This window comes from Pseudocitrobacter sp. 2023LY-00077 (assembly GCF_055796175.1).
This window is the reverse complement of record NZ_JBSPEI010000009.1, coordinates 101,876-126,565: the sequence shown is the minus strand read 5'-3', so window position 1 is coordinate 126,565 and position 24,690 is coordinate 101,876. Positions and strand designations below refer to the sequence as shown.

The following is a 24,690-nucleotide window of genomic DNA, read 5'->3' as shown; positions in this document are numbered from 1 at the left end:
CCCGCTTTATGATTGTGCCTTTATGCAATCATCGTCATCAGTTTCTGCGCTCGAATGCCAGCGCTTTTCGCTCAATCAGACGCATCAGCAGCGTCAACAGACCGTTGACGATAAGATAGACGACGCCCGCCGCGCCAAAGACCATCACGTCGTAGGTACGACCATACAGCAACTGCCCGTGGCCCATCACTTCCATCAGCGTGATGGTATAGGCCAGCGAGGTACTTTTGAAGACCAGCACCACTTCGTTCGAGTAGGAAGACAAGGCGCGTTTCAGCGCGTACGGCAGCAGAATCGCCAGCGTATCTTTCTTGCTCATTCCCAGCGCGCTACAGGATTGCCACTGCCCATCAGGAATGGCGCGAATCGCCCCATAGAATAACTGAGTGGTATACGCAGCACTGTTCAGCGACAGGGCGATTAACGCGCACAGCCACGGTTCAGAAAGCAAATGCCACAGCCCCGGATAATCCTGCAACGACGGGAACTGACCCGGGCCGTAGTAAATCAGGAAGATCTGCACCAGCAGCGGCGTGCCGGTAAACAGGGTGATATAACCGCGCACGATCCAGACCAGCACCGGCGTTTTCAGTGTCAGAACGATGGTGAAAATCAGCGACAGGATCAGCGCAACCGCAATGGACGCCACGGTCAGCGTCAGGCTGGTGTGCAGCCCTTTCATCAGTTCCGGTAAATACTCGAGCATCAGCCTGGTCTCCGTTCGAAGCGAGTGGTACGCAGGTCAATGCGTTTGAGGATGTACTGGCTGAGCAGGGTGATCACCAGATAAATCGCCGCCGCGACGATATACCAGGTAAACGGCTCCTGCGTACGCGTGGCGATACTTTTGGTTTGCAGCATTAAATCATTCACGCTAATCAACGACACCAGCGCGGTATCTTTCAGCAGCACCAGCCACTGGTTACCGAGCCCCGGCAGCGCATGACGCCACATTTGCGGCATCACCAGACGGAAGAAAATCGCCGCTTTCGACAGGCCCAGCGCCTGGCCGGATTCCCATTGGCCAACCGGCACCGCTTTCAGTGCGCCGCGCAGGGTTTGCGAGGCATAGGCAGCATAAAGCAGCGACAGCGCAATCACGCCGCACAGGAACGGGCTAACGTCGAAGTTTTCGATCTGCATCTGCACCGGAATTTGCACCACGCCAAGGTTAAGCGTGAAGCCGTCCGACAGCATCAGCAGCAGCTGTGAGGAACCGAAATAGATAAACAGGACCACCAGAATTTCCGGCAGCCCACGCAAGATGGTCACGATAGCCGAGCCCGCCCACGCGACAGGACGCCATTTTGCTGACTCCCATACCGCGAAGAACATCGCCAGCGCCAGCCCAATGACCAGAGCACAAACGGCAAGGCCGACGGTCATCCCGGCGGCGCTTGCTAATGGAAAAAATTCGTTCATCCGATCTTACTTCTGGAACCATTTGCTGTAGATGGTTTGATAAGTGCCATCTTTTTTCACTTTTTCCAGCGCAGCGTTGAATTTTTGCTGCAGCTCGGTGTTGCCCTGACGAACTGCGATACCCAGGCCAGTGCCGAAGTAGTCTTTATCCGTCACTTTGTCACCGATGGCCGCCAGTTTGGCGTTGGCTTTCAGCCATTCGTTCACCACGGCAGAGTCGCCGAAGACCGCATCAATACGACCGTTTTGCAGATCCAGTTTCGCATTCTGATAGCTATCGTACGGTACGGTGGTGATTTCCGGATGTTTATCCATGATGAATTTCTGGTGGGTGGTGCCGTTCTGCACGCCCACTTTCTTGCCTTTCAGCGCATCAATGCTGGCGACTTTACCCTGCTGGCCGATGAACAGCGCAGAGTTGTCGTAATACGGGGTGGTGAAGAGAACCTGTTTTTCACGCTCAGGCGTGATATCCATTCCTGCCATCACCGCGTCAACGCGGCGGAATTTCAGGCTTGGGATCAGGCTGTCGAAGGACTGGTTAGAGAAGGTGCAGGTGGCGTCGATCTCTTTACACAGCGCATTCGCCAGGTCGACGTCAAAGCCAACAATCTTGTTGTTCGCATCCATTGATTCGAACGGAGGATAGGAGGCTTCGGTCGCGAAACGGATGGTCTGAGCTGCGCCAGCAGAAAGGCTTACGCTTGCGAGCAGTGCGGCAATCAGTACTTTTTTCATGGTCATTGTCCCGGGTCTCTTCAGTGAGAAAGGTAATTCTTAAACGCTTCAGTCTGTGGCTGGGTGAAGCAGCTGTTATCGCCCTGTTCGACGATATAGCCGTTTTCCATATACACCACGCGGCTGGCGGTTTTTCGCGCCACTTCCACTTCGTGGGTGACGATCACCTGTGTAATGTTGGTTTCCGCCAGTTCGCGAATGATGCTGACGATCTGGGCGGTGATTTCCGGGTCGAGGGCCGCGGTCGGTTCATCAAACAGCAGAACCTGCGGTTCCATCATCAGCGCGCGAGCAATCGCCACACGCTGTTGCTGACCACCCGAAAGGTGCAGCGGATAACGATCGCTGTAAGGCTTCAGGCGTAAACGCTCGAGCAGTTTCTCGGCGCGCGCCATCGCGTTTTCTTTACTCAGGCCCAGCACGCGGCAGGGCGCTTCAATCAGGTTTTGCACCACGGTGAGGTGTGGCCAGAGGTTGTACTGCTGGAACACCATGCCGACGTTCTGGCGCAGCTCGCGAATCGCTTTATCCGACGGCGCTTTGGCGAAATCAAAGTGATTACCGGCGATGTTCAGCGTGCCGGAGCGCGGCATCTCAAGAAGATTCAGCACGCGCAGCAGCGAGCTCTTACCCGCGCCGCTTGGCCCCAGCAGTACCAGTGTTTCACCCTGCGGGCACTCAAGCGTGATGTCGAACAGCGCCTGGTGCGCGCCGTAGAAGCAGTTAATGCCGTTTAATTTAATGCTCATCGATACTCGTCAAGATGCGTTAGCTGTAGGTACTTACCCTGAACGTCCGTTCAGCGGCTCACTCAGTTGCTGCGGTATCCGGAGGCTTCGGCAGAATAACCTTCTGCTCAACCCGGCTTTGTCCGCTCATTATGTAACGAAAATGTTGCTAAATTCTCGAAGGTTTTCAGCAATTGAGGCCGCAAATAGTACCTTTGACAGAATAGTTATGCAATATTTGTGCGTTAAAACTTAAATATAAACCAGCGTTACACTTAAAGTTAGCACAAAATGTTGGGTGGGCGAGGCGGGAGGCAGAAATGTCGGCATTCCTCACGGAATGCCAGACAATTTACCCATGTGACGGTTGATGCACGGGAGGGTTAGCGTTTTTCCAGCGACTGGCGCAGCGTTCCGGCTGGCGCGTGCACGCTGCCGCCAAGGTAACGCACATCATCAACCGCCCAGCACTGGCCTTCGCGGACCATCAGCACTTCGTCCTGCCAGCTTTGCGTGCCCTGTTTGAGGCTGACGCGCAGAGGAATATTGCGCGCATCGGTATTAGGAATCGTGGATGCACTGGCGACGGTGGCGCTGTCTGCCGGCGTGGTGCGGCTGGAGAACGGATCGGACTGCAACAGTGCGCTGTGGCTGGCGTCGCTGCGGCTGTCATTCAATACTTTCGCCAGATCGTCGCTCAGGTATGGGCGAAGCGCCGTGAGGTCATTATTGCGATGCTGAATGCGATAATCGTAAAACTTTTGTGCCACGGCGTCCGGCCCGCCTTCCACGCAGGGCCCGCTTCGTGTACCAATATCTTTAAAGGCTGGCGTCACGGTGGTACAGGCGCTCAGCAGCATGACGCCAGGGAGGAGGAGTGCAAGAGTGGAGTAGCGCATAATTTTTCCTTTTAAGCAGCTCAACACATCCTCCTTCAAACGTGTCGTTTGTGCGATGCAGTCTGAAGGATTTGTGTATACGATTATGATGGAATCCCTTTCCAAGCATAGCGCATCGGTCCGATAATGGGAGAGGACAGTTTGCGCTAAGGCATTGAACGTTAAAAGAAGGAGTACAACGATGCAATTCTCAACCACCCCGACGCTGGAAGGCCAGACCATTGTGGAATATTGCGGCGTGGTCACCGGTGAGGCGATTCTCGGGGCCAATATTTTCCGCGATTTCTTCGCCGGCATTCGCGACATTGTGGGCGGTCGTTCCGGTGCCTATGAAAAAGAGCTGCGTAAAGCGCGTGAAATCGCCTTTCAGGAGCTGGGCGAGCAGGCAAAAGCGCTGGGCGCAGATGCCATTGTTGGTATCGACATCGATTATGAAACCGTCGGCAAAGACAGCAGCATGCTGATGGTGAGCGTCAGCGGCACGGCGGTGAAAACGCGCCGATGAAACGTTTCCTGACGCTGGCTTTACTCGCGAGTTTTTTAGTGGGCTGTGCGGGTGAAAAGGGCGTGATCGACAAAGCCGGGTATCAGCTTGATACCCGTCATCCGGCGCAGGCCGCGTACCCGCGCGTAAAAGTGCTGGTGATTCACTACACGGCGGACGACTTTGACGTCTCGCTGGCGACGCTCACCGATAAACATGTGAGTTCGCATTATCTCATTCCTGATGTGCCACCCATGCACAACGGGAAACCTCGCATCTGGCAATTGGTGCCGGAAGATAAACTTGCCTGGCACGCTGGAGTCAGCTTCTGGCGCGGCGCAACGCGAATTAACGACACTTCCGTGGGTATCGAACTTGAGAACCGTGGCTGGCAGAAAACGGCAGGCGTGAAGCATTTTGCGCCGTTCTCACCCTCGCAAATTGAGGCGCTGATCCCGCTGGCGAAAGATATTATCGCCCGCTACGACATCCAGCCGCAAAACGTGGTGGCGCACGCGGATATCGCCCCGCAGCGCAAAGATGACCCCGGCCCGCTCTTTCCGTGGCAGCAGCTTGCCGCGCAGGGAATTGGTGCCTGGCCGGATTCACAACGGGTCACGTTTTACCTGAACGGACGCTCGCCGTATCAGCCTGTTGATACTGCCGGGTTGCTCGATCTGTTGTCGCGCTACGGTTACGAAGTGACGCCGGATATGACGCCAGCGCAGCAGAAAAGGGTGATTATGGCATTCCAGATGCACTTCCGCCCGACGCTGTGGAACGGCATTGCGGATGCGCAAACTCAGGCGATAGCGGAAGCGTTGCTGGAGAAATATGGACAGGGGTGATGGCTTTGCCGGGGGCGCTGCGCTTGCCCGGCCTACATTTACTGCACGTTGTAGGCCCGATGCGCCATCGGGCATTTTCGCATTTAGCGGTGCAGCTTCCCGTGATCTTCCAGCCACTCGGCGGTGCGCACGATACCTTCGTTCAGCGTCACAATCGGCGCATAACCCAGCTCTTCTTTCGCGCGGGTGATATCCAGCGTGAAATCAAAGTTCAGCTTCGAAACGCCATAATGGGTGAGAGCAGGCTCTTTGGCGGATTTATTGCCAAAGCGTTCCATGCTGCGCGCCACCATATCCAGCATCGGGTAGGGCACGGAACGGATCCGGCACTTGATATCCAGCTCGTCAATTAAACGCTCAACGATGCTGCGCAGCGTGCGAGGTTCATCGTTGGTGATGTTATACGCGCGGCCAGAAGGCAGGCCGTCGCACTGTGGCTGGCTTGCCAGCCACATGGCATGCACCACGTTTTCGTAATAGGTCATATCGACCATCGCATGGCCGCCGCGCGGCAGCAGCACGCTGCCGTAGTGGTGCATCATTTGCGCCAGACGCGGGATAAACACTTTATCATGCGGCCCAAAAATGCTTTGTGGACGCAGAATGGTAAAGCGCGTATTTGGGTTAGCCTGCGCCAGCAGTTGCACGACTTCTTCACCTGCCGCCTTGCTGCGGGCAAATTCGCAGGCAAAGCGGTGCGGACGAAAATCTTCTTTGATATCGCGATGGTGGTGATAATCGAAATAGAGCGATGGGGAAGAGATATGAATAAAGTTGCGCACGCCCCAGGCCACGGCCCATTCGCCCAGACGGCGCGTGGCGCGCACGTTAGCGAGGTCAAAGGCTTCCTGGGTTCCCCACGGAGAAGTAAAGCTGGAGCAGTGCCACAGCGTATCGACACCGGCGAGCATCACTTTCGCCTGAGAAGAGACCAGTTCCGTTAAATCGGCGTGGACAAACTCCGCACCCATTTTCTCCAGCAGTTTGCCCATCGCTTCATTGCGACCGCTCGCTCTGACGCTGATGCCCTTGTTGCGCAAATACTCGACGGCATTTCTGCCGAGCCCGCTGGTCGCGCCGGTAACCAGTACCTTCATATCGATCCACTGTGTAAAAAGAATTTCGTGCGCATTTTTCCGTGAATTTCACTCTCATGCAATGGGAAACTAAGAAGAAATGAGCTTATGCCTCTTTTTTGCCCGTGATTTCTTCTGCAAGCCTGGCAATTCGCCGCGCCATACCGCGAAAAATGAACAGATGCGCGGGGATCATTAACAGCCAGTAGAGTAATCCTGGCATACCGTGCGGATGCCACCAGGCGCGAACGTCAAGTTCACGATGGTCGCCTTTATCCACCAGCGTAAAACTGAGTCGCCCCAAACCCGGCGCTTTCATACCGAACAGCAGTGACAATTGTTTCTCCGGCTCGACGATAATCACTTTCCAGCTATCGACATTGTCACCGGTTTTCAGCCGCGCGTGCGCGGGGCGGCCTTTCGCCAGTTTATGACCCACCAGCAAATCCATCGCGGCACGCGTTTTCCACAGAATATTGCCAAAGAAATAGCCTTCGCGACCGCCCAGTCGATTCACCACTTGCCACAATGCCGCCAGGCTTGCCGGGGTTTTTACCGTATAACCCGCCTGTTTGGCGAAATATCCGTATTCGGGCCGCCAGCGGGCAAACGCATGTTCGTCGTAGCCCCAGTCACTGGAGTTCACCAGCTTCTTTTCTTCTTCCAGCGTCTGGCGTACGGCTTCATCAAACGTTGTCAATTTCTGCGGGATCAATGCGCGGAGTTCGCGATCGTCTGCCAGAAGATCGTGCTTTAAGCCCTGGATCAGCGCTTTCGCAATTGTCGGCGGCACAGAGGTGATCACATTTAAGAACCACACCGAGATCCAGCTTGTCGGGAAAGGAATGGGAATTAAGAGACGATGACGCCCGCTTACCGCCATAAAGCGCTCAAATTGTTGCTGATAGGTCAGCTCTTCCGGGCCCGCCGCTTCTAAGATGCGATGCTCTGAGGCTGGATGCTCCAGCAACCCCGCCAGATAGACCAGCAGGTTCTCCAGCGCAATCGGCGTCGTGCGCGAGCGCACCCAGCGCGGCGGTGTCAGCACGGGCAGGTTGTAAACCATATCGCGCATCACTTCGAAAGCGGCAGAGCCCGCGCCGACGATGATCCCGGCGCGCAGTTCGGTCAGCGGAATGCCCGCTTCACGCAGAATATCCCCGGTCGCCTGACGGGCGCGCAGATGCTCCGATTGTTCGTGTGCGGGAGCCTGTAATGAGCTTAAAAAGATAATCTGCTTAACCGGAACCTGACGTAACGCATCGCGCACGTTCAGCGCTACCTGACGCTCATGGGCGAGAAAGTCACGGCTTTCGCCCATGCCGTGCACCAGGTAATAGAGCGTCTCCACGCCCTCAAGCAGGGCGGGAAGGGTAACCGACCATTCAAGATCGAGCGAGTGACAGCTCACGCCCGGAAGCTGCTGCTTTTCCAGGCGTTCGATATGCCGCGCCGCCGCCCGCACGGTATACCCGCGCGCGCTCAGTTCCGCCACCAGATGCTGGCCGATATACCCACTTGCACCGAGGACTAAAACGGTTTGCGGCACGTCACTCTCCTTATTGGGCTAAAAACGCTTTCCAGTGGCTGACCACGTCGCTGAGCTGCTCGCGGCTGACGTTGAGATGCGTCACCAGACGCACCACCGGCGAGGCGTTAATCAGCACATCACGTTCACGCATAAATGCGCCCAACGCCGCAGCCTGCTTGTCACCCACGCGGACAAACAGCATGTTGGTATCGTGACGCATCACGTCCGCACCGATTTCACGCAGTTGCTCTGCCAGCCAGGCGGCATTGTCATGATCGTCCTGCAAACGTGCGACGTTATTTTTCAACGCATAAAGCCCGGCGGCGGCCAGAATCCCGGCCTGACGCATACCGCCGCCGGTCATTTTACGCCAGCGCGTCGCACGCTTGATGTAGTCATGACTGCCGACCAGTAATGAACCGACAGGTGTGCCGAGACCTTTCGAGAGACAAATAGTGAACGAATCGCAATACTGCGCAATCTCTTTCAGCTCACAACCATATTCCACTACGGCGTTGAAAATGCGCGCGCCGTCGACGTGCAGCCCGAGCTTGCGCTCGCGGGTGAATTCCCACGCCTGGCGCAGATAATCGCGCGGCAACACTTTGCCGTTATGGGTGTTTTCAATGCTCAGCAGTTTGGTGCGCGCAAAGTGAATATCATCGGCTTTAATTTTCGCCGCGACTTTATCGAGCGGCAGCGTGCCGTCTGCAGCTGCGTCAATCGGCTGTGGCTGAATACTGCCGAGCACCGCAGCACCACCAGCTTCATAAAGATAATTATGCGCACCCTGGCCGACGATGTACTCCTCGCCGCGCTCGCAGTGGCTGAGCAGCGCCACCAGGTTCGCCTGGGTACCGGTGGGTAAAAAGAGGGCGGCGTCCTTTCCGGCAAGACTGGCAGCGTAGCGCTGGAGTTCATTGACGGTAGGGTCGTCGCCATACACATCATCCCCAACCGGGGCGGCCATCATCTCTTCGAGCATGGCACGGCTCGGCCGGGTAACGGTATCACTGCGTAAATCGATCATGACATTTCCTTGTAACTGAGGAGAATGTCGATAGTTTTACCTGAGCCAGTTAGTTTTCGCCAGCTCCATCACTTCATCGCCGCGCCCGTTAATAATGGCGCGCAGCATATAGAGGCTGAACCCTTTGGCCTGCTCCAGTTTAATCTGCGGCGGCATGGCCAGCTCTTCTTTGGCGACCACCACATCAACCAGCACCGGGCCGTCGATACTGAACGCTTTCTGAATCGCTTCATCGACGTCAGCCGATTTTTCCACGCGGATACCTGGAATACCGCAGGCTTCGGCGATGCGGGCGAAGTTAGTGTCGTGCAGCTCGGTGCCGTCGGTGAGGTAACCGCCCGCTTTCATTTCCATCGCCACAAAGCCGAGAACGCTGTTATTAAACACGAAAATTTTCACCGGCAGTTTCATCTGCACAACGGAGAGAAAATCGCCCATCAGCATGCTGAAGCCGCCGTCGCCGCACATCGCCACCACCTGGCGTCCAGGGTGAGTTGCCTGTGCGCCCAGCGCCTGCGGCATGGCATTCGCCATCGAACCGTGGTTAAACGAACCGAGCAGGCGGCGTTTGCCGTTCATTTTCAGATAACGCGCGGCCCAGACGGTTGGCGTGCCGACATCGCAGGTGAAGATGGCATCATCAGCGGCGAAATGGCTGATTTGCTGCGCCAGATATTGCGGGTGAATGGCTTTATCGCTGGGTTTGGCGAGGTCATCAAGGCCTTTGCGCGCATCGCGATAGTGCTCCAGCGCTTTATCCAGGAAGCGGCGATCGGTTTTCTCTTCCAGTTTTGGCAGCAGGGCGCGAAGTGTCGATTTGATATCGCCGACCAGCGCCATATCGACCTTACTGTGCGCGCCAATGCTGGCGGGATTAATATCAATCTGGATGATTTTGGCATCCGTGGGGTAGAACGGGCGATAAGGGAACTGTGTGCCGAGCAGGATCAGCGTATCGGCGTTCATCATGGCGTGGAAGCCCGAAGAGAAGCCAATCAGCCCGGTCATGCCCACATCGTAAGGGTTGTCGTACTCGACGTGCTCTTTACCGCGCAGGGCGTGAACAATCGGCGCTTTCAGTTTGCCCGCGAATTCCACCAGCTCTTTATGCGCCCCGGAGCAGCCGCTGCCGCACAGGAAGGCGATATTGCTGGAGTAGCGCAGCAGTTGCGCCAGTTTATCGAGTTCTTCTTCGGCGGGTGTCACCACCGGGAGCGGAGCGTGATACCAGTGGCTGCTGGCGCTTTCCGGCGCGGCTTTCAGCGCCACGTCCCCTGGAAGCACAACCACCGATACGCCGCGATTGAGCACCGCTTTGCGCATGGCAATGGCCAGCACCTGAGGAATTTGCTCGGGTGACGAAACCAGTTCGCAGTAGTGGCTACATTCGCGAAACAACTCCTGCGGGTGCGTTTCCTGAAAATAGCCACTGCCGATTTCACTCGATGGAATATGGGCGGCAATGGCCAGCACCGGCACGTGGTTGCGGTGGCAATCAAACAAGCCGTTGATTAAATGCAGGTTACCTGGGCCGCATGACCCCGCGCAGACGGCGAGTTCGCCCGTAAGTTGCGCTTCTGCGCCTGCGGCAAAGGCGGCGACTTCTTCGTGGCGCGTGGGCATCCAATCGATAGTGCCCATCCTGTTGAGACTGTCACTCAGACCGTTTAACGAGTCTCCGGTGACGCCCCAGATGCGTTTAACGCCAGCCTGTTCAAGGGTTTTGGCAATGTAAGCGGCAACGGTTTGCTTCATGGTTTTCCATCTCCTGAAATGTGATATCGCTAACAAGTTTAGTCGAAGATGGACATTGTGCTGGTTATTCTCCCTTTGATTTGTATGGGTTTAGCCATTTGTGCCTTTAACTGATACGTGTAATTTTTGGTCTGAAGCACGAAAAATGATTTGCCTGCATTTAACGGCTAGTGACTGCAATTCCGGTTTGTCCCCGCGTTTATTTCTGCTGTATCTCTTTTAGTCGAATATTTGTTCAATCTGGCGAGTTATTTTCTTGCGGGGGTAACATGCGTAATGCAGTGACACAAAGTAGCCTGTCAGCCAGGGCAGAAGACCATGCACTGGTCAGTGTTCCGGTGGCGGAACGAAAGAATGGTTATCACCTTTCAATGAGCACGGTGGGGGTAGCGACCGCGCTGGCGATGTTTGCCGTAGGTGGATTCACCGTGGTTTTGGCCGGTTTCAAGATGGGGGTGCTGGCCGGTGTGGTTTCAGGCGTGCTGGGTTTTGTTCTTGGTAAACTGCTGGGGCAAATCGCGTATCGCACCGGGATGTCCAGTACCCTGACGTCGCGTTTTTATGGCCTGGGATTTAAAGGCTCCGCATTAGGCTCATTTATCTTCTCCTTTCTGGTGCTCGGTTTTCTGGCCCTGGAAAATGCGCTGCTGTATGAAGGCACGTTATTGATGTTTGATTTGCACGACACGCTAATCACCCGAATTATGCTTTATGGGGTGATGACGCTCATGTGGGTCGTTTTGGCGATTTTCGGTATTAAGCTGGCCCTTCGCTCATCATTTTTCTTAACGTTGGTCACACTGGCGATCACGGCATTTATGATTTACCAGATTTATGTGACTGACGGGATTTCTCTGGCCGCCGTGCTGGCCTTTCCGGGCATTATTCCCGGTGGTGCATGGCAGCATTTTGACGCCGGGCTGGCGCTTACCGGCGGAACCGCTGGCACTATTGCGCTGGTTAGTGCTGATTTTGGCCGCTACAGCCGTAGTCGCAGAGATGTCACTATTCTGGCGGCACTGGGCCCTTTGGTACAGAACCTGTTGACGTTAATAATGGGGGCGCTGATTTTTATTGGCAGCCTGCCGCAAATCGTCGATTTCCTGTTACGTAAACATCCTGAACTGAATCAGCAAGCGGCGAGTGCCATGGCGCATCATTTCGCCATGGGTAACACCGGCGCCTATTACGTTATCCTGGCAGGGATGGTGGGGTTTGTGACGATTTATGCCGCTCAGGCAAAAGCTCAGGCGATCAACGCCTATTCGGGGTCGTTGGCGCTGGTTAACCTGGTGGATAGCCTGTTCAACGTGAAACCGGGGCGCGCCGCGATGGTTATCTTCGGCAACGTGCTGGCCTTGCTGATGATCGCCGCAGGTATTCTTGAGCAATTCGCCGCGTGGATTGCCTGGCTCGGTTGCATGACGATGGCGCTGTGCGGCGTGATGATTGCGGATTACTACCTGGTGCGTCGCCAGCGGCCACCGACTCAGGTGGAAAACTGCAACTGGGCCGGGGTGATTACGCTGATGGTTTCAAGCGCGGTCGGGATTGCGCTGATTCACAGTCAGGTTTTCCCCTGTGGTTTTCTTGTCACGCTGGTTATGACATTCCTGCTTTATCCCCTGTTACGCAAGTGGCTACCCGACGGCACCGCGACGCATTATGTCGCCGAACACGCCGCGCTGGAAGAGGCGCTTTAAAGCTCACTGTTTTTCCTTACTTAAGAGAGATAAACCATGCTTTCATTTCGTGAAGGTTGTATTGCCTGCGCGTTTTTTCTGGTCGCTGTCGTGACACCGGCGCAGGGGGCCACGCCGACGGTCAATCAGCCGGCAGGGCTAAATACCGGGTTTACCAGTTTTTATGATGGTTTTCCGGCGGCACAGCCGGGGCAGTTTGCTTATCTGGGTTATTACCGTTACTCACATGCTAATCAGTTGCGCGACAACAGCGGTAATCGTATAGATGCGTTCAATCCGATGAAGCTGGATGTGTGGGTAAGTAATCACCAGTTCCTCTACACCTTTGCCGACTCGCCTTTCGATGGCGCTTCGCTGGGACTGGATTTGATTATTCCACTTGTCGGGTTTGATACGCATTTTGGTGGCCCGGCAAAACTAAAAGCGAACAGCGGCGGGGTCGGGGATATCTTTATCGGAACGTATCTGCAATATCACCCGCTAACCAACGTGCGCGGTGAACCCGTCTTTGTTCACCGTTTTGAGATTGGTTTTAACGTTCCTACGGGGAAATATGATGCGAACAGGGATATTAACCCCGGTGCAAATCAGTGGTCATTTACGCCTACCTGGTCTGCCACCTGGCTGCCTGAACCACGCTGGACGGTAAACTGGCGCTTGCAATATCTGTATAACTTTAAGAATGATGATCCCGCCAGCAGCCAGCCGCTTACCTGGCGAGACGGTAGTGTGAATGACACCCAGGCGGGGCAACTGGTGTGGCTCAACTTTGCCAGTGAATATGAGGTGGCGCCGACGTGGCACGTCGGTATTAATGGTTACTATCTGAAGCAGATCACCGACGATAAAGTGAATAGCGATACGTTAAAAGATTCACGGGAACAGGTATTGGGAATAGGGCCTGGTGTGATGTGGGGATATTCGCCAACGGATACGTTGACGCTTAATGTCTACACGGAAACGGAAGTGCGCAACCGCAGTCGTAATGCGGCAATCGTCAATTTTCTGTACGTCAAAGCATTTTAAAAAAAGCCACCGGTTATGGCCGGTGGCTTTTCACATTCGGGATCACGCCAACACTAAATCACCCTGCGGATGACAGGAGCACGCCAGCACGTATCCGTCGGCGATTTCCTGCTCGCTCAGCGTCATGATGCTGGTGACGGTGTAATCGCCAGACACCACTTTGGTTTTGCAGCAGCCGCACACGCCTGCGCGGCAAGCGGCCTGTACCGGCACTTTGTTGCTTTCCATCGCTTCCAGAAGCGTCGTGCCTACCGGGCCGTAAAACTCCTGTGCCGGTTGCAGTTTGGTGAATTTCAGACCGCTGTTAACGGCGTCGGCCACCGGCGTGAAGAACTTCTCTTTAAAGAAGCGGGTTACGCCGAGCGCTTTCACCTCTTTCTCCACCATGTCCATGTACGGCGCGGGACCGCAGGTCATCACGGTGCGAGACGCAATCTCCGGCACGCTTTGCAGCAGTTCACGGCTCAGACGACCAGAGACAAAACCATGGGTGGCATTGTTTTCTGCCACCAGCGTGACCGGATAGTTGCGCCATTCGTCGGCGAAAATCACATCCTGTGGCGAGCGAATGTTGAAGATAACCTGCACGTCAGCCTGCGGGCGATATTTTGCCAACCAGCGACGCATCGACATGATCGGCGTCACCCCGCAACCGGCTGCCAGCAGCAGGAAACGGTCGTTCGGCTCATTGTCACAGGTAAACTCGCCCATCGCATCAGACAGCCAGATGTAATCGCCGCGTTTGACATCGCGGGTCAGCCACTGGGAGCCTGCGCCATCGTCGATACGACGAACGGTCAGCGTAATGTATTCGCTCACGCCCGGCGTCGATGAGAGGGTATACGCGCGCAGGGTGTCGGCCGAGTTACCCACGCTCACCAGCGCATGCTGGCCAGGGCGGTACGGATAGTAGTCGTGACACAGCAGTGACAGCGTCCATACATCCGGTGTTTCCTGGTGGATGTGGTGTACCTGCATCCGCCACGGACATTGAGGGGTTGGCATCGTCATCGTTTACTCCTTACGCGCTCAGCAGCTGCTTCATATCTTCTTCAACGGTGGTCACAGAACGCAGACCAAACTTCTCGTTGAGGATTGCCAGCAGGTCCGGCGTGAAGAAGCCCGGTGCGGTTGGGCCAGTAACGATGTTTTTCACGCCCAGCGACAGCAGAGTCAGCAGAATGACGATCGCTTTCTGTTCGAACCAGGAGAGCACCAGGGAGAGCGGCAGGTCATTGACGCCACAGCCCAGTTTTTCCGCCAGCGTCACCGCCAGGATAATTGCGGAGTATGCATCGTTACACTGACCGGCATCCACCAGACGCGGCAGACCTTCAATATCGCCGAAGTCCAGTTTGTTGAAGCGGTATTTCCCGCACGCCAGGGTCAGGATCAGGCAATCGTCCGGCACGCTGGTGGCGAAATCGGTGAAGTAGTTACGTTCGCCGCGCGCGCCATCGCAGCCGCCGACCAGGAAGATGTGACGCAGTTTTTCGCGGCTCACCAGGTCAATCAGAGTATCCGTTGCGCCCAGCAGCGTCTGGCGACCGAAACCAACGGTGATCAGGTGCGGGATTTCGCTGTACGGGAAGCCCGCCATCTGCTGTGCCTGGGCAATAACCGGCCCGAAGTTGTCGCCTTCGAGGTGGCTCACGCCCGGCCAGCCGACGATGCTACGGGTCCAGATACGGTCGTCGTATGCGCCAACAGTCGGGTCGATGATGCAGTTAGATGTCATCACGATAGGGCCAGGGAAGCGGGCGAATTCCACCTGCTGATTCTGCCAGCCGCTACCGTAGTTGCCGATCAGATGTTTGAATTTACGCAGTTCCGGGTAGCCGTGTGCTGGCAGCATTTCACCGTGGGTATAAACGTTAACGCCGGTGCCTTCGGTTTGTTCCAGCAGATTGTAGAGATCTTTCAGGTCGTGACCGGAAATCAGAATACATTTCCCTTCGGTCGCTTTGACGTTCACCTGAGTCGGCGTCGGGTGACCATATTTGGTGGTTTCACCGGCATCCAGAATGCTCATTACTTTGAAGTTCATCTGGCCGATTTCCATTGAGCACTCCAGCAGAGCGTTCATATCGGAAGGCCAGGTGCCCAGCCACGCCATGATTTTGTGATACTGCGCGTAGATATCGTTGTCGTACTGACCGAGAACGTGCGCGTGCTCCATGTAAGCTGCCGCGCCTTTCAGGCCGTACAGGCACAGCAGACGCAGGCCGAGGATGTTCTCGCCAATCGCTGCTTTGTCTTTGTTCGGGGTAAATTCGGCCGCCTGCTGTTGCAGTGCGCCTAAATCATCGCTGACCAGTTGCAGATCGGCCATCGGGTTATTCACGCTTGCGCTGGCATCAACGGCCAGACATTGGGCTTTCAGTGCATCACGCAGGGCGATGGCTTCACGTGCGTAGCCGACGATGCGCGGAGAATCGAAGTTAACGTTGGTCAGCGTGGAGAAGAAGGCGCGCGGCGCAAAGTTATCAATCGCATGATCGACAATGCCATATTCACGCGCTTTCACCGCCCAGGCGGAGAGGCCTTGCAGAGCGGCAATCAACAGGTCCTGAAGATCGGACGTTTCGGCGGTTTTACCGCACATACCCTGCGAGTACGCGCAGCCGTTTCCTGCCGGAGTACGGATGGTTTGTTCACATTGCACACAAAACATGGTCATACCTTTTAAAGTTATATTTAATATACATGTTTAAGGGTAAGCCTGAGCCATGTGGTTGAAAAGCGGTTTTTATGGCTAGTTAAAGGGAGGTTGATTTAGCGCAATTTTGGCGGCAGCGAAGGCTACCGCCATGGGGGTAATCAGGCGGTGAAGAAGGCCATCAGCAGGGGAACCAGCAGGCTCAACACAAAGCCGTGAACAATCGCGGGCGGCACCATTTCCACGCCGCCGGAGCGCTGAAGAACAGGGAGTGTGAAGTCCATTGACGTCGCACCGCACAAACCGAGTGCCGTAGAACGACTACGCTGCACCAGCGCCGGAATGAGCATAATGGCAATGAGTTCGCGTGCCAGATCGTTAAAGAAAGTGGCGCTGCCAATCACCGGGCCAAAAGCATCGGTGGTCATAATGCCGGAAAGGGAGTACCAGCCAAATCCGGACGCCATCGCCAGCCCGGTTTTTAACGGCAGACCGAGAATCAGGGAATTAATCGCTCCGCCAATTAAAGAACTTACCATCACCACCACGGAAATAATCATCCCACGGCGATTGAGGACAATCTGTTTTAGCGTCATGCCGCTATTGCGCAGTTGAATACCCACAAGGAACAAAAGGAAAATAAGCGTATATTCGCTGGCGGCGGTCGCGTGTTGTAAAAATGAGAGGCCAGTTAAACCCACGACAAAACCACCGACTACCACAAAGCACAGTTTTAATGATTCCAGCGCCATTGCGAGGCGTGAAGGTAATTTTTCCTGCTGATGATGGTGACGCCAGGGCAGCGACTTTTCGAGCCAGAAAAGTGCTGCAATATTACACAGCAAAATAACCACAATACTGATAGAGGAATAGTAGAAAATAGCCAACAGATTGCTGGCCAGATTATCGAGAAATGCCAGGCTCACGCCCATCAAAAAGAGGATTACGTAAACAATCCAGCTAAGCAGTCGATTAATCAGCTGAAGCGTGGGGCGATGGGTGAGGGGGATCAGGTAACCCAGAATCAGGGGTACAAGAATGATCAGCAGTCCCGACAACATGAGCGGTCTATTCCTTGCAGTGTGTATTGAGCGGCAATGACACTACCGAAATTGGCATCAAATATCAAACCTGCCCGGTGGCGCTGCACTTACCGGGCCTACGGGGCGGTGATGAAGTAGGTCGGATAAGCGTAGCGCCATCCGACACAAAAAAAAGCCCGCATAGCGGGCTTTTCATCAAACGCAGCGTAAATCAGTCGCGTTTTTCCAGCAGAGTACGGTAGATGAGGCCACCGAGGATACCGCCGATAATCGGCATAACCCAGAACAGCCACAGCTGTTGCAGCGCCCAGCCGCCCTGGAAGATAGCGACCGCGGTGCTACGCGCCGGGTTAACAGAGGTGTTGGTAACCGGGATGCTGATCAGGTGGATAAGAGTCAGCGCCAGGCCGATAGCGATCGGTGCAAAGCCTGCCGGCGCATGTTTGTCGGTCGCGCCGTGGATGACCAGCAGGAAGCCACAGGTCAGCACGATTTCAATGACGATAGCGGAAAGCATAGAGAAGCCGCCCGGTGAATGTTCGCCATAGCCGTTAGACGCGAAGCCGCTTGCCGCAGCGTCGAAGCCTGCTTTACCGCTGGCCACCAGATACAGCACTGCCGCAGCGACGATACCGCCGATAACCTGCGCCACGATGTAGCCGATAACGTCTTTCGCCGGGAAACGACCGCCCGCCCACAGGCCCAGCGTAACGGCCGGGTTAAAGTGACCGCCGGAGATATGACCGACAGCGAACGCCATGGTCAGCACGGTCAGACCGAATGCCAGCGCCACGCCCGCGAAACCGATACCCAGTTCCGGGAATGCCGCAGCCAGAACGGCGCTACCGCAACCACCAAACACCAGCCAGAAAGTACCGAAGAACTCTGCAGCTAATTTTCTAAACATAACCACCTCAATAAAAAAGCACGTACAGGATGAGAAAATTCTCTCTGTACATTATTTATCGTCAGAAAGGGGTGACGACACAATTTATACCCACGACATTACTGCTGGCAGGGAAAGTGAGCAGAATCACCGCAATGCCAACAGAATAAAGCCGAGTATAGAAGTCGTTATTTTAAAAACGTTGTCATCCCTTCACCAGTTAAATTTATACGTTAAATTTGATGTAAGGCAATGTGATGTTATTCCTTAAACAATCTGCGTGGTTGAATAGAGTGTAGTGCATTCTTTTAAGAATATTCATTGGTAGCATTATCTGTTTACTCTCACATTTTTGTGTTAGCGAAAAGCACCGTCGCGTTGCGACCGGGCAGTCCGGATCCGTATCAATGCCGCACTCTCTTAACGGCTTGACGCAACTTGAATGTTTTTGCGTATATACTCCCGATAACAGAAGGAAAAGGCGGTAGCTAAACGGAGGGGACATGCTTCTTGAACGCGTAGAAATTGTCGGTTTTCGTGGCATTAATCGATTGTCATTAATGCTTGAGCAAAACAACGTCCTGATTGGCGAGAACGCCTGGGGCAAATCGAGCCTGCTGGACGCGTTAACCCTGCTGTTATCTCCTCGTGATGAGCTCTATCACTTTGTGCGTAACGATTTTTGGTTTCCGCCAGGCGATGTGAAGGGCCGCGAACATCATTTGCATATTATTCTGACCTTCCGCGAATCTGAACCGGGGCGTTATCGTGGGCGGCGCTACCGCCCGCTGGCCGATTGCTGGTCGCGCGGCGAAGATGGTTATCATCGTCTGTTTTACCGTCTGGAAGGTGAGCTGGGCGCGGATGACAGCGTCATGACGCTGCGCAGTTTTATCGACAGCAACGGGCATGCGCTGGAGCTGGACGATATCGATGCGATGGCGCGCCATTTGATTCGCCTGATGCCAGTGCTGCGCCTGCGCGACGCGCGCTTTATGCGCCGCATTCGCAACGGCACCGTGCCTAATACGCCGGACGTCGAAGTGACCGCGCAACAGCTTGATTTTCTCTCCCGCGAGCTGGTTTCCAGCCCGCAAAATCTGAGCGATGCACAAATTCGTCAGGGGCTGTCGGCGATGGTGCAACTGCTGGAGCACTACTTCTCTGAACAAGGCTCGGATGAAGCGCGCAACCGCCTGATGCGTCAGCGCTCTCACGATGAACAGCGAAGCTGGCGTTATCTCGATATCATCAACCGAATGATTGATAAACCTGGCGCACGCAGCCACCGGATGATCCTTCTCGCGCTCTTTTCCACGTTATTGCAGGCAAAAGGCACCGTACGCCTCGATAAAGACGCGCGTCCGTTGCTGTTAATTGAAGACCCGGAAACGCGACTACACCCGATCATGCTGTCGGTGGCGTGGAATTTACTCAATCTGCTGCCGCTACAGCGCGTGACCACCACCAATTCTGGCGAGCTATTATCGTTAACGCCGATGGAACACGTATGCCGTCTGGTGCGTGAATCCTCCCGCGTGGCGGCGTGGCGTTTAGGGCCGGGCGGTATGAACCCCGACGACAGCCGCCGCATTTCGTTCCACATTCGCTTTAATCGCGCGTCGTCGCTGTTTGCGCGCTGTTGGCTGCTGGTGGAGGGCGAAACCGAAACCTGGGTCATTAACGAACTGGCGCGCCAGTGTGGTCATCACTTCGATGCCGAAGGCGTTAAAGTTATTGAATTTGCCCAGTCAGGCCTGAAGCCGTTGATTAAATTCGCCCGGCGAATGGGGATTGAGTGGCACGTGCTGGTGGATGGCGATGAGGCCGGTAAGAAGTACGCCGCGACCGTGCGCGGCCTGCTCAATAATGACAGGGAACAGGAGCGTCACTACCTGACGACGCTCCCGGCGCTGGATATGGAACACTTTATGTATCGTCAGGGTTTCTCTGATGTTTACCATCGGGTGGCGCAGTTGCCGGAGAATATTCCCATGAACATGCGCCGGGTGATCACCAAAGCGATTCACCGCTCCTCAAAACCTGACCTGGCCATTGAGGTGGCGATGGAAGCAGGGCGGCGCGGCGTGGACGCCGTACCGACGCTGCTGCGAAAAATGTTCTCGCGGGTTATCTGGCTGGCGCGCGGGAAAGCCGACTAAATATTGAAGCGCTGCTGGATCTGGCTGGTGATGCTGTCCAGCAGCGCGTAACGGCGGCGATATTCCGCGCGTTTTTTACTGGCGATATCCGCTTCGTCTTTACGGGCGACGGAGAGCGGTAAATGGTAATAACCACGCTCATCGTTCACCCCGCCGACAGCTTCCCAGAAATTGTCATAATCCGCGTGGATTTTTTTCTCTTTATCGCGATAACGCAGGCTGCGGTAAATGTGCGCCTGATTGCTCACTGCGAGAATTTGCTCCATCTGCCAGCGCTGGGCAAAGCTGCACACCGCTTCCATCACCACGCGCTTCGGGAACAGGCCGTGACAGGCTTTGGTCGCCTGATGAATATCCTGCTGTGACTGCTCGGTTTTCCCGCCCTGCAAGCCGCCAATAAACAGCGTGCGCTTACCTTCATATTCGCAAATGGTGAAAGTAATTTCCGCCAGCATTTCATTGCGCGCGTTGCGCAGCAGAATCGTGCTTTCCCCCTCTTTATCCAGTGAGATGACGGACGCAAAATGGAGGGTAAAGATTTCGCCGTCTTTGCCTTCGATTTCTGCCAGCGGAATGCCTGCGTGGGCGAAGTAGCGCTGTAACTCATCCGTGGTCAGCGCCTGGCGCAGCGTATGATAATGATAGCGCAGGGCATCCAGCAACTGATGGCGATCAAGATTGACGGCCAGATAAGGGCGGTGCAGGCGAACCGGCAGGCGCGGCTGAATTAATAACAGGCGTTCGAGGTCGGGCCATTTCGCCATTTCTGCCATCCATTGGCGTGATAAACGCGGCATCACCAGTGAACGCAGCATAAACTTTCTACGAAAGCTGCGCTGATGCCAGAACTTTCCGGGGCGCCACAGCCCGCTCCATAAGCAGAAAAACAGGCCAACGCTGGAGGTAGGGAGTGTCGGGTAATGGGAGTTTTCAGTGGTTTGCAACATATCAGCAATCCGCGTAATGGATGATGCGTTGATTTCACCACTGGCAAACTTAACCAATTCTCAATAACTCTGTTACCCTGTTCACCTTTACTTATTTGTTTAGTAACGGTTGATGTTGACGCTCTCACTCTGGCTGAAACAACGAAAAATATCAGGATAGGTATGCGTATTAAGGGAAAAATAAAAAAACGATATGTGCTGCTCGCGGTGGTGGTCATCGTGGGGCTGATTGCCGTCTGGCGCACGCTGAATGCGCCACTGCCGCAGTATCAAACGCTGATTGTTCGCCCGGGCGAGCTGGAACAAAGCGTGCTGGCGACAGGCAAGCTTGATGCGCTGCGTAAAGTTGACGTCGGCGCGCAGGTGAGCGGGCAGTTGAAAACGCTCTCCGTTGAGATTGGCGACAAAGTCAAAAAAGGGCAACTGCTGGGGGTGATTGACCCGGAGCAGGCGGAAAACCAGATTAAAGAAGTTGAAGCGACGCTGATGGAACTGCGCGCGCAACGTGCTCAGGCGGAAGCCGAACGTAAGCTGGCGCAGGTGACGCTGGCACGTCAACAGCAGCTGGCGAAAACGCAGGCCATTTCGCGCCAGGAACTCGACACCGCGACGACCGAACTTGCAGTGAAACAGGCGCAAATCGGCACGATTGATGCGCAAATTAAGCGGAATCAGGCCTCGCTTGATACGGCAAAAACGAATCTCGATTATACGCGGATCGTGGCGCCAATGGCCGGTGAAGTCACGCAAATTACGACTCTGCAAGGGCAGACGGTGATTGCGGCGCAGCAAGCGCCAAACATCCTGACGCTGGCGGATCTCAGCACCATGCTGGTGAAAGCACAGGTCTCTGAAGCCGATGTCATTAACCTGAAACCGGGGCAGAAAGCCTGGTTCACCGTTCTCGGCGATCCGTTAACGCGCTACGAAGGCACGCTGAAAGATATCCTGCCGACGCCGGAAAAAGTGAACGATGCCATTTTCTATCATGCGCGTTTTGAAGTGCCTAACCCACAGGGCGTATTACGTCTGGAGATGACCGCGCAGGTACATATTCAGCTCACAGGCGTGAAAAACGTGCTGACCATCCCGCTGAGTGCGCTGGGCGACAGCGTGGGCGATAACCGCTATACCGTGCGCCTGCTGCGTAACGGTGAGGTGAAACCGCGCGAAGTATCCATCGGTTCGCGCAACGACACGGAAGTGGAAATTGCGAAAGGTCTGGAAGCGGGCGACGAAGTGATTATTGGCGAGGGCAAAGCGGGAGCCGCGAAATGACGGCGCTGCTGCAGCTCACGGATATTCGCCGTAGTTATCCTTCCGGTGACGGGAATGTTGACGTCCTGAAAGGCATTACGCTGGATATCAACGCCGGGGAGATGGTGGCGATTGTCGGCGCGTCCGGCTCCGGTAAATCCACGCTGATGAATATCATTGGCTGCCTCGATAAACCGACCAGTGGCACCTATCGCGTGGCGGGCGTTGACGTCGCCACACTCGATAGCGATGCGCTGGCGCAACTGCGCCGTGAGCACTTTGGTTTTATCTTCCAGCGTTATCATTTGCTCTCGCATTTGACGGCGGTGCAAAACGTGGAAATGCCCGCGGTGTACGCCGGTATGGAGCGCAAAGCCCGCCTGACGCGCGCGGCGGAACTGCTCAAGCGCCTCGGACTGGAAGAGCGCGTCGAGTACGCGCCTTCACAACTTTCCGGTGGCCAGCAGCAGCGCGTGAGTATTGCGCGTGCGTTGATGAACGGCGGGCAGGTGATCCTCGCGGATGAACCGACCGGGGCGCTGGATAGCCGTTCCGGCGAAGAGGTGATGGCGATTCTGCACCAGCTCAAAGAGCAGGGGCACACGATTATTATCGTCACCCACGACCCGCAGGTGGCCGCGCAGGCCGAACGGGTGATCGAAATTCATGACGGTGAGATTTTGCGTAATCCGCCGGCCAAAACAGCGACGGGCGAAGCGCGACGCCTGAGCGGTGAGCACGTCTCCGGCTGGCGGCAGTTCAGCAACAGTTTCCGCGAAGCGCTGTCGATGGCGTGGCGCGCGCTGGCGGCCAATAAAATGCGCACGCTGTTAACCATGCTCGGCATCATTATCGGTATTGCCTCGGTGGTGTCGATTGTGGTGGTGGGCGATGCGGCAAAACAGATGGTGCTGGCGGATATTCGTTCTATTGGTACCAACACGATTGATGTGTATCCCGGTAAAGACTTTGGCGATGACGACCCGCAGTATCAACAATCGCTAAAATACGACGACCTGCTGGCGATTGAAAAACAGTCGTGGGTGAGTTCCGCAACGCCCGCCGTTTCTAAAAACCTGCGGTTACGCGCGGGTAATATTGATGTTGCCGCCAGCGTGCAGGGCATTGGCCAGCAGTACTTCAATGTTTACGGCATGACCTTCAGCGAGGGCAACACCTTTAATGCGATTCAGGCCGCTGAGCGCGCGCAGGTGGTGGTGCTGGATAACAATACTCGTCGCCAGCTTTTCCCGAATAAAACCAGCGTGGTCGGCGAAATTATTCTGGTCGGGAATATGCCCGCCACGGTAATTGGCGTGGCGGATGAGAAGCAGTCGATGTTTGGCAGCAGTACAATTTTGCGCGTCTGGCTGCCTTACTCAACGATGGCGGGGCGCGTAATGGGGCAGTCGTGGCTCAATTCGATCACGGTACGCGTGAAAGAGGGCTACGACAGCAGTTTTGCCGAGCAGCAGCTCACGCGGTTGCTCAATCTTCGCCATGGCAAAAAAGATTTCTTCGTCTGGAATATGGACAGCGTCTTGAAAACGGCGGAACGCACCACACATACATTACAGCTGTTTCTGACATTGGTGGCGGTCATCTCGCTGGTGGTCGGCGGTATTGGCGTGATGAATATTATGCTGGTGTCGGTGACCGAGCGAACGCGCGAAATCGGTATTCGTATGGCGGTGGGGGCGCGGGCCAGCAATGTGCTGCAACAATTTTTGATTGAAGCGGTTTTGGTGTGTCTGGTAGGCGGAGCGTTAGGTGTGACGCTATCCTTAATGATAGCGCTGGCGCTGCAGCTGATTTTGCCGGGCTGGGAAATTGGTTTTTCGCCCGTCGCGCTGCTCACGGCGTTTATCTGTTCGACGCTCACCGGCGTGCTGTTTGGCTGGCTACCCGCTCGCAATGCGGCCCGGCTTGACCCGGTGGATGCGCTGGCGCGCGAGTAAAAGAAAAATGCCAGTCGAAGGGACTGGCATTTTGACGGCGGGATGTACACAATGAAGCGTGAAGGCTATGCGGCAGTTTCTGCCTCGACGACGGGAATAATCACGCTGGCGTGGTTACCCTTCGGGCCTTCATGAACATCAAACTGGACCGATTGCCCGGCTTTTAGCGTTCTGTAACCATCCATCTGAATGGTGGAGTAATGGGCGAATATGTCATCGCCACCGCCTTCCGGGCAGATAAAACCAAACCCTTTGGCATTGTTGAACCACTTAACAGTACCCATTTCCATACTTCGACATCCTTCGTAACTCTTATATGTAGATGGAATGAACCGGTGGTGGAGTCAGGGGCTGTTTAAAACCTCGCCAACTCTCGCCACTACAATTTAGAGTTTTCGCGCGAAGCGTCAAGGGTTTGAAGGGGTAGATTGGCGGAAAATGAATCAAAATTTGAAGCAGTTAACGCTATTGACGGGAATGTGACAGAGTTCGCTAATGACAGCTATAGGTGATAGTTATCTATGATCTACAGTAGATT

At 55.1% G+C, this 24,690-nt stretch carries 22 protein-coding genes; 7 read left to right on the top strand and 15 right to left on the bottom strand.

Annotation, left to right across the window (positions count from 1 at the left end):
• Window positions 1–37: 37 nt before the first annotated feature.
• The 5 genes from artM to ACWWFX_RS13335 form a co-directional block, all read right to left on the bottom strand.
• Window positions 38–706 carry an arginine ABC transporter permease ArtM gene (gene artM / locus ACWWFX_RS13355; protein ID WP_276218072.1) on the bottom strand — a complete coding sequence of 223 codons (669 nt, stop codon included), beginning with the start codon at window positions 704–706 and terminating at the stop codon, window positions 38–40.
• Window positions 706–1,422 carry an arginine ABC transporter permease ArtQ gene (gene artQ, locus ACWWFX_RS13350; protein ID WP_276218070.1) on the bottom strand — a complete coding sequence of 239 codons (717 nt, stop codon included), beginning with the start codon at window positions 1,420–1,422 and terminating at the stop codon, window positions 706–708. The genes artM and artQ overlap by 1 nt, the downstream gene beginning before the upstream one ends.
• 6 nt (window positions 1,423–1,428) lie before the next feature.
• Window positions 1,429–2,160 (bottom strand): arginine ABC transporter substrate-binding protein ArtI, encoded by a 732-nt coding sequence (gene artI / locus ACWWFX_RS13345; RefSeq protein ID WP_149461471.1) that lies wholly within the window; start codon window positions 2,158–2,160, stop codon window positions 1,429–1,431.
• Window positions 2,161–2,180: 20 nt separating this feature from the next.
• Window positions 2,181–2,909: an arginine ABC transporter ATP-binding protein ArtP gene (artP, locus tag ACWWFX_RS13340; RefSeq protein ID WP_015965138.1), complete on the bottom strand. Its 729-nt coding sequence runs from the start codon at window positions 2,907–2,909 to the stop codon at window positions 2,181–2,183.
• A 362-nt stretch (window positions 2,910–3,271) separates the two neighbouring features.
• The gene (locus ACWWFX_RS13335; protein WP_276218067.1) at window positions 3,272–3,787 is read right to left on the bottom strand and encodes a lipoprotein; all 516 of its coding nucleotides are present in this window, start codon (window positions 3,785–3,787) and stop codon (window positions 3,272–3,274) included.
• Between the two features lie 181 nt (window positions 3,788–3,968).
• Between ACWWFX_RS13335 and ACWWFX_RS13330 the strand changes: the two genes are divergently transcribed.
• Both ACWWFX_RS13330 and ACWWFX_RS13325 read left to right on the top strand, forming a co-directional pair.
• Complete coding sequence (locus ACWWFX_RS13330) at window positions 3,969–4,292, top strand: heavy metal-binding domain-containing protein (protein ID WP_015965136.1); 324 nt, start codon at window positions 3,969–3,971, stop codon at window positions 4,290–4,292.
• Window positions 4,289–5,119 (top strand): N-acetylmuramoyl-L-alanine amidase, encoded by an 831-nt coding sequence (locus ACWWFX_RS13325; RefSeq protein ID WP_276218065.1) that lies wholly within the window; start codon window positions 4,289–4,291, stop codon window positions 5,117–5,119. Before ACWWFX_RS13330 ends, ACWWFX_RS13325 begins: the two co-directional genes overlap by 4 nt.
• Window positions 5,120–5,202: 83 nt before the next feature.
• Here ACWWFX_RS13325 and ACWWFX_RS13320 read toward each other — a convergent pair whose 3' ends face one another.
• The 4 genes from ACWWFX_RS13320 to poxB form a co-directional block, all read right to left on the bottom strand.
• Complete coding sequence (locus tag ACWWFX_RS13320) at window positions 5,203–6,216, bottom strand: NAD-dependent epimerase/dehydratase family protein (RefSeq protein WP_276218063.1); 1,014 nt, start codon at window positions 6,214–6,216, stop codon at window positions 5,203–5,205.
• 85 nt (window positions 6,217–6,301) lie between these two features.
• The gene (locus ACWWFX_RS13315) at window positions 6,302–7,744 is read right to left on the bottom strand and encodes an SDR family oxidoreductase (RefSeq protein ID WP_473224008.1); all 1,443 of its coding nucleotides are present in this window, start codon (window positions 7,742–7,744) and stop codon (window positions 6,302–6,304) included.
• Window positions 7,745–7,754: 10 nt separating this feature from the next.
• Window positions 7,755–8,756, bottom strand: a complete 1,002-nt coding sequence (gene ltaE / locus ACWWFX_RS13310; protein ID WP_473224007.1) for a low-specificity L-threonine aldolase — start codon at window positions 8,754–8,756, stop codon at window positions 7,755–7,757.
• A 36-nt stretch (window positions 8,757–8,792) separates the two neighbouring features.
• On the bottom strand, window positions 8,793–10,511 hold the full coding sequence (poxB, locus tag ACWWFX_RS13305; RefSeq protein WP_473224006.1) for a ubiquinone-dependent pyruvate dehydrogenase: 1,719 nt from the start codon (window positions 10,509–10,511) through the stop codon (window positions 8,793–8,795).
• Window positions 10,512–10,780: 269 nt separating this feature from the next.
• Here poxB and ACWWFX_RS13300 point away from each other — a divergent pair, with 269 nt between their 5' ends.
• Both ACWWFX_RS13300 and ACWWFX_RS13295 read left to right on the top strand, forming a co-directional pair.
• Entirely contained in the window at window positions 10,781–12,214 is a 1,434-nt protein-coding gene (locus ACWWFX_RS13300) for a purine-cytosine permease family protein (RefSeq protein ID WP_473224005.1), read from the top strand.
• 36 nt (window positions 12,215–12,250) lie between these two features.
• Complete coding sequence (locus ACWWFX_RS13295) at window positions 12,251–13,240, top strand: SphA family protein (protein WP_473224004.1); 990 nt, start codon at window positions 12,251–12,253, stop codon at window positions 13,238–13,240.
• Window positions 13,241–13,282: 42 nt separating this feature from the next.
• Here the strand turns inward: ACWWFX_RS13295 and hcr are convergent, their stop codons facing one another.
• The 4 genes from hcr to aqpZ form a co-directional block, all read right to left on the bottom strand.
• Window positions 13,283–14,251: an NADH oxidoreductase gene (gene hcr, locus ACWWFX_RS13290; RefSeq protein WP_473224003.1), complete on the bottom strand. Its 969-nt coding sequence runs from the start codon at window positions 14,249–14,251 to the stop codon at window positions 13,283–13,285.
• A gap of 10 nt (window positions 14,252–14,261) precedes the next feature.
• Window positions 14,262–15,914, bottom strand: a complete 1,653-nt coding sequence (hcp, locus tag ACWWFX_RS13285) for a hydroxylamine reductase (protein ID WP_473224002.1) — start codon at window positions 15,912–15,914, stop codon at window positions 14,262–14,264.
• Between the two features lie 146 nt (window positions 15,915–16,060).
• A complete protein-coding gene (locus ACWWFX_RS13280; protein WP_276218045.1) occupies window positions 16,061–16,960 on the bottom strand; it encodes a LysO family transporter in 900 nt (299 codons plus the stop codon).
• 193 nt (window positions 16,961–17,153) lie between these two features.
• On the bottom strand, window positions 17,154–17,849 hold the full coding sequence (aqpZ, locus tag ACWWFX_RS13275) for an aquaporin Z (protein ID WP_015965127.1): 696 nt from the start codon (window positions 17,847–17,849) through the stop codon (window positions 17,154–17,156).
• A 482-nt stretch (window positions 17,850–18,331) separates the two neighbouring features.
• Here aqpZ and ACWWFX_RS13270 point away from each other — a divergent pair, with 482 nt between their 5' ends.
• A complete protein-coding gene (locus tag ACWWFX_RS13270) occupies window positions 18,332–19,990 on the top strand; it encodes an ATP-dependent endonuclease (protein ID WP_015965126.1) in 1,659 nt (552 codons plus the stop codon).
• On the opposite strand, the gene ACWWFX_RS13265 is transcribed toward ACWWFX_RS13270, so the two are convergent.
• On the bottom strand, window positions 19,987–20,937 hold the full coding sequence (locus ACWWFX_RS13265) for a VirK/YbjX family protein (RefSeq protein ID WP_276218042.1): 951 nt from the start codon (window positions 20,935–20,937) through the stop codon (window positions 19,987–19,989). The genes ACWWFX_RS13270 and ACWWFX_RS13265 overlap by 4 nt on opposite strands.
• 162 nt (window positions 20,938–21,099) lie before the next feature.
• Here ACWWFX_RS13265 and macA point away from each other — a divergent pair, with 162 nt between their 5' ends.
• Both macA and macB read left to right on the top strand, forming a co-directional pair.
• Entirely contained in the window at window positions 21,100–22,215 is a 1,116-nt protein-coding gene (gene macA / locus ACWWFX_RS13260) for a macrolide transporter subunit MacA (RefSeq protein WP_473224001.1), read from the top strand.
• Window positions 22,212–24,152, top strand: coding sequence for a macrolide ABC transporter ATP-binding protein/permease MacB (macB, locus tag ACWWFX_RS13255; protein ID WP_473224000.1), 1,941 nt, complete (start codon window positions 22,212–22,214; stop codon window positions 24,150–24,152). Before macA ends, macB begins: the two co-directional genes overlap by 4 nt.
• Window positions 24,153–24,217: 65 nt before the next feature.
• Here macB and cspD read toward each other — a convergent pair whose 3' ends face one another.
• A complete protein-coding gene (cspD, locus tag ACWWFX_RS13250; RefSeq protein ID WP_015965122.1) occupies window positions 24,218–24,442 on the bottom strand; it encodes a cold shock-like protein CspD in 225 nt (74 codons plus the stop codon).
• Window positions 24,443–24,690: the final 248 nt, after the last annotated feature.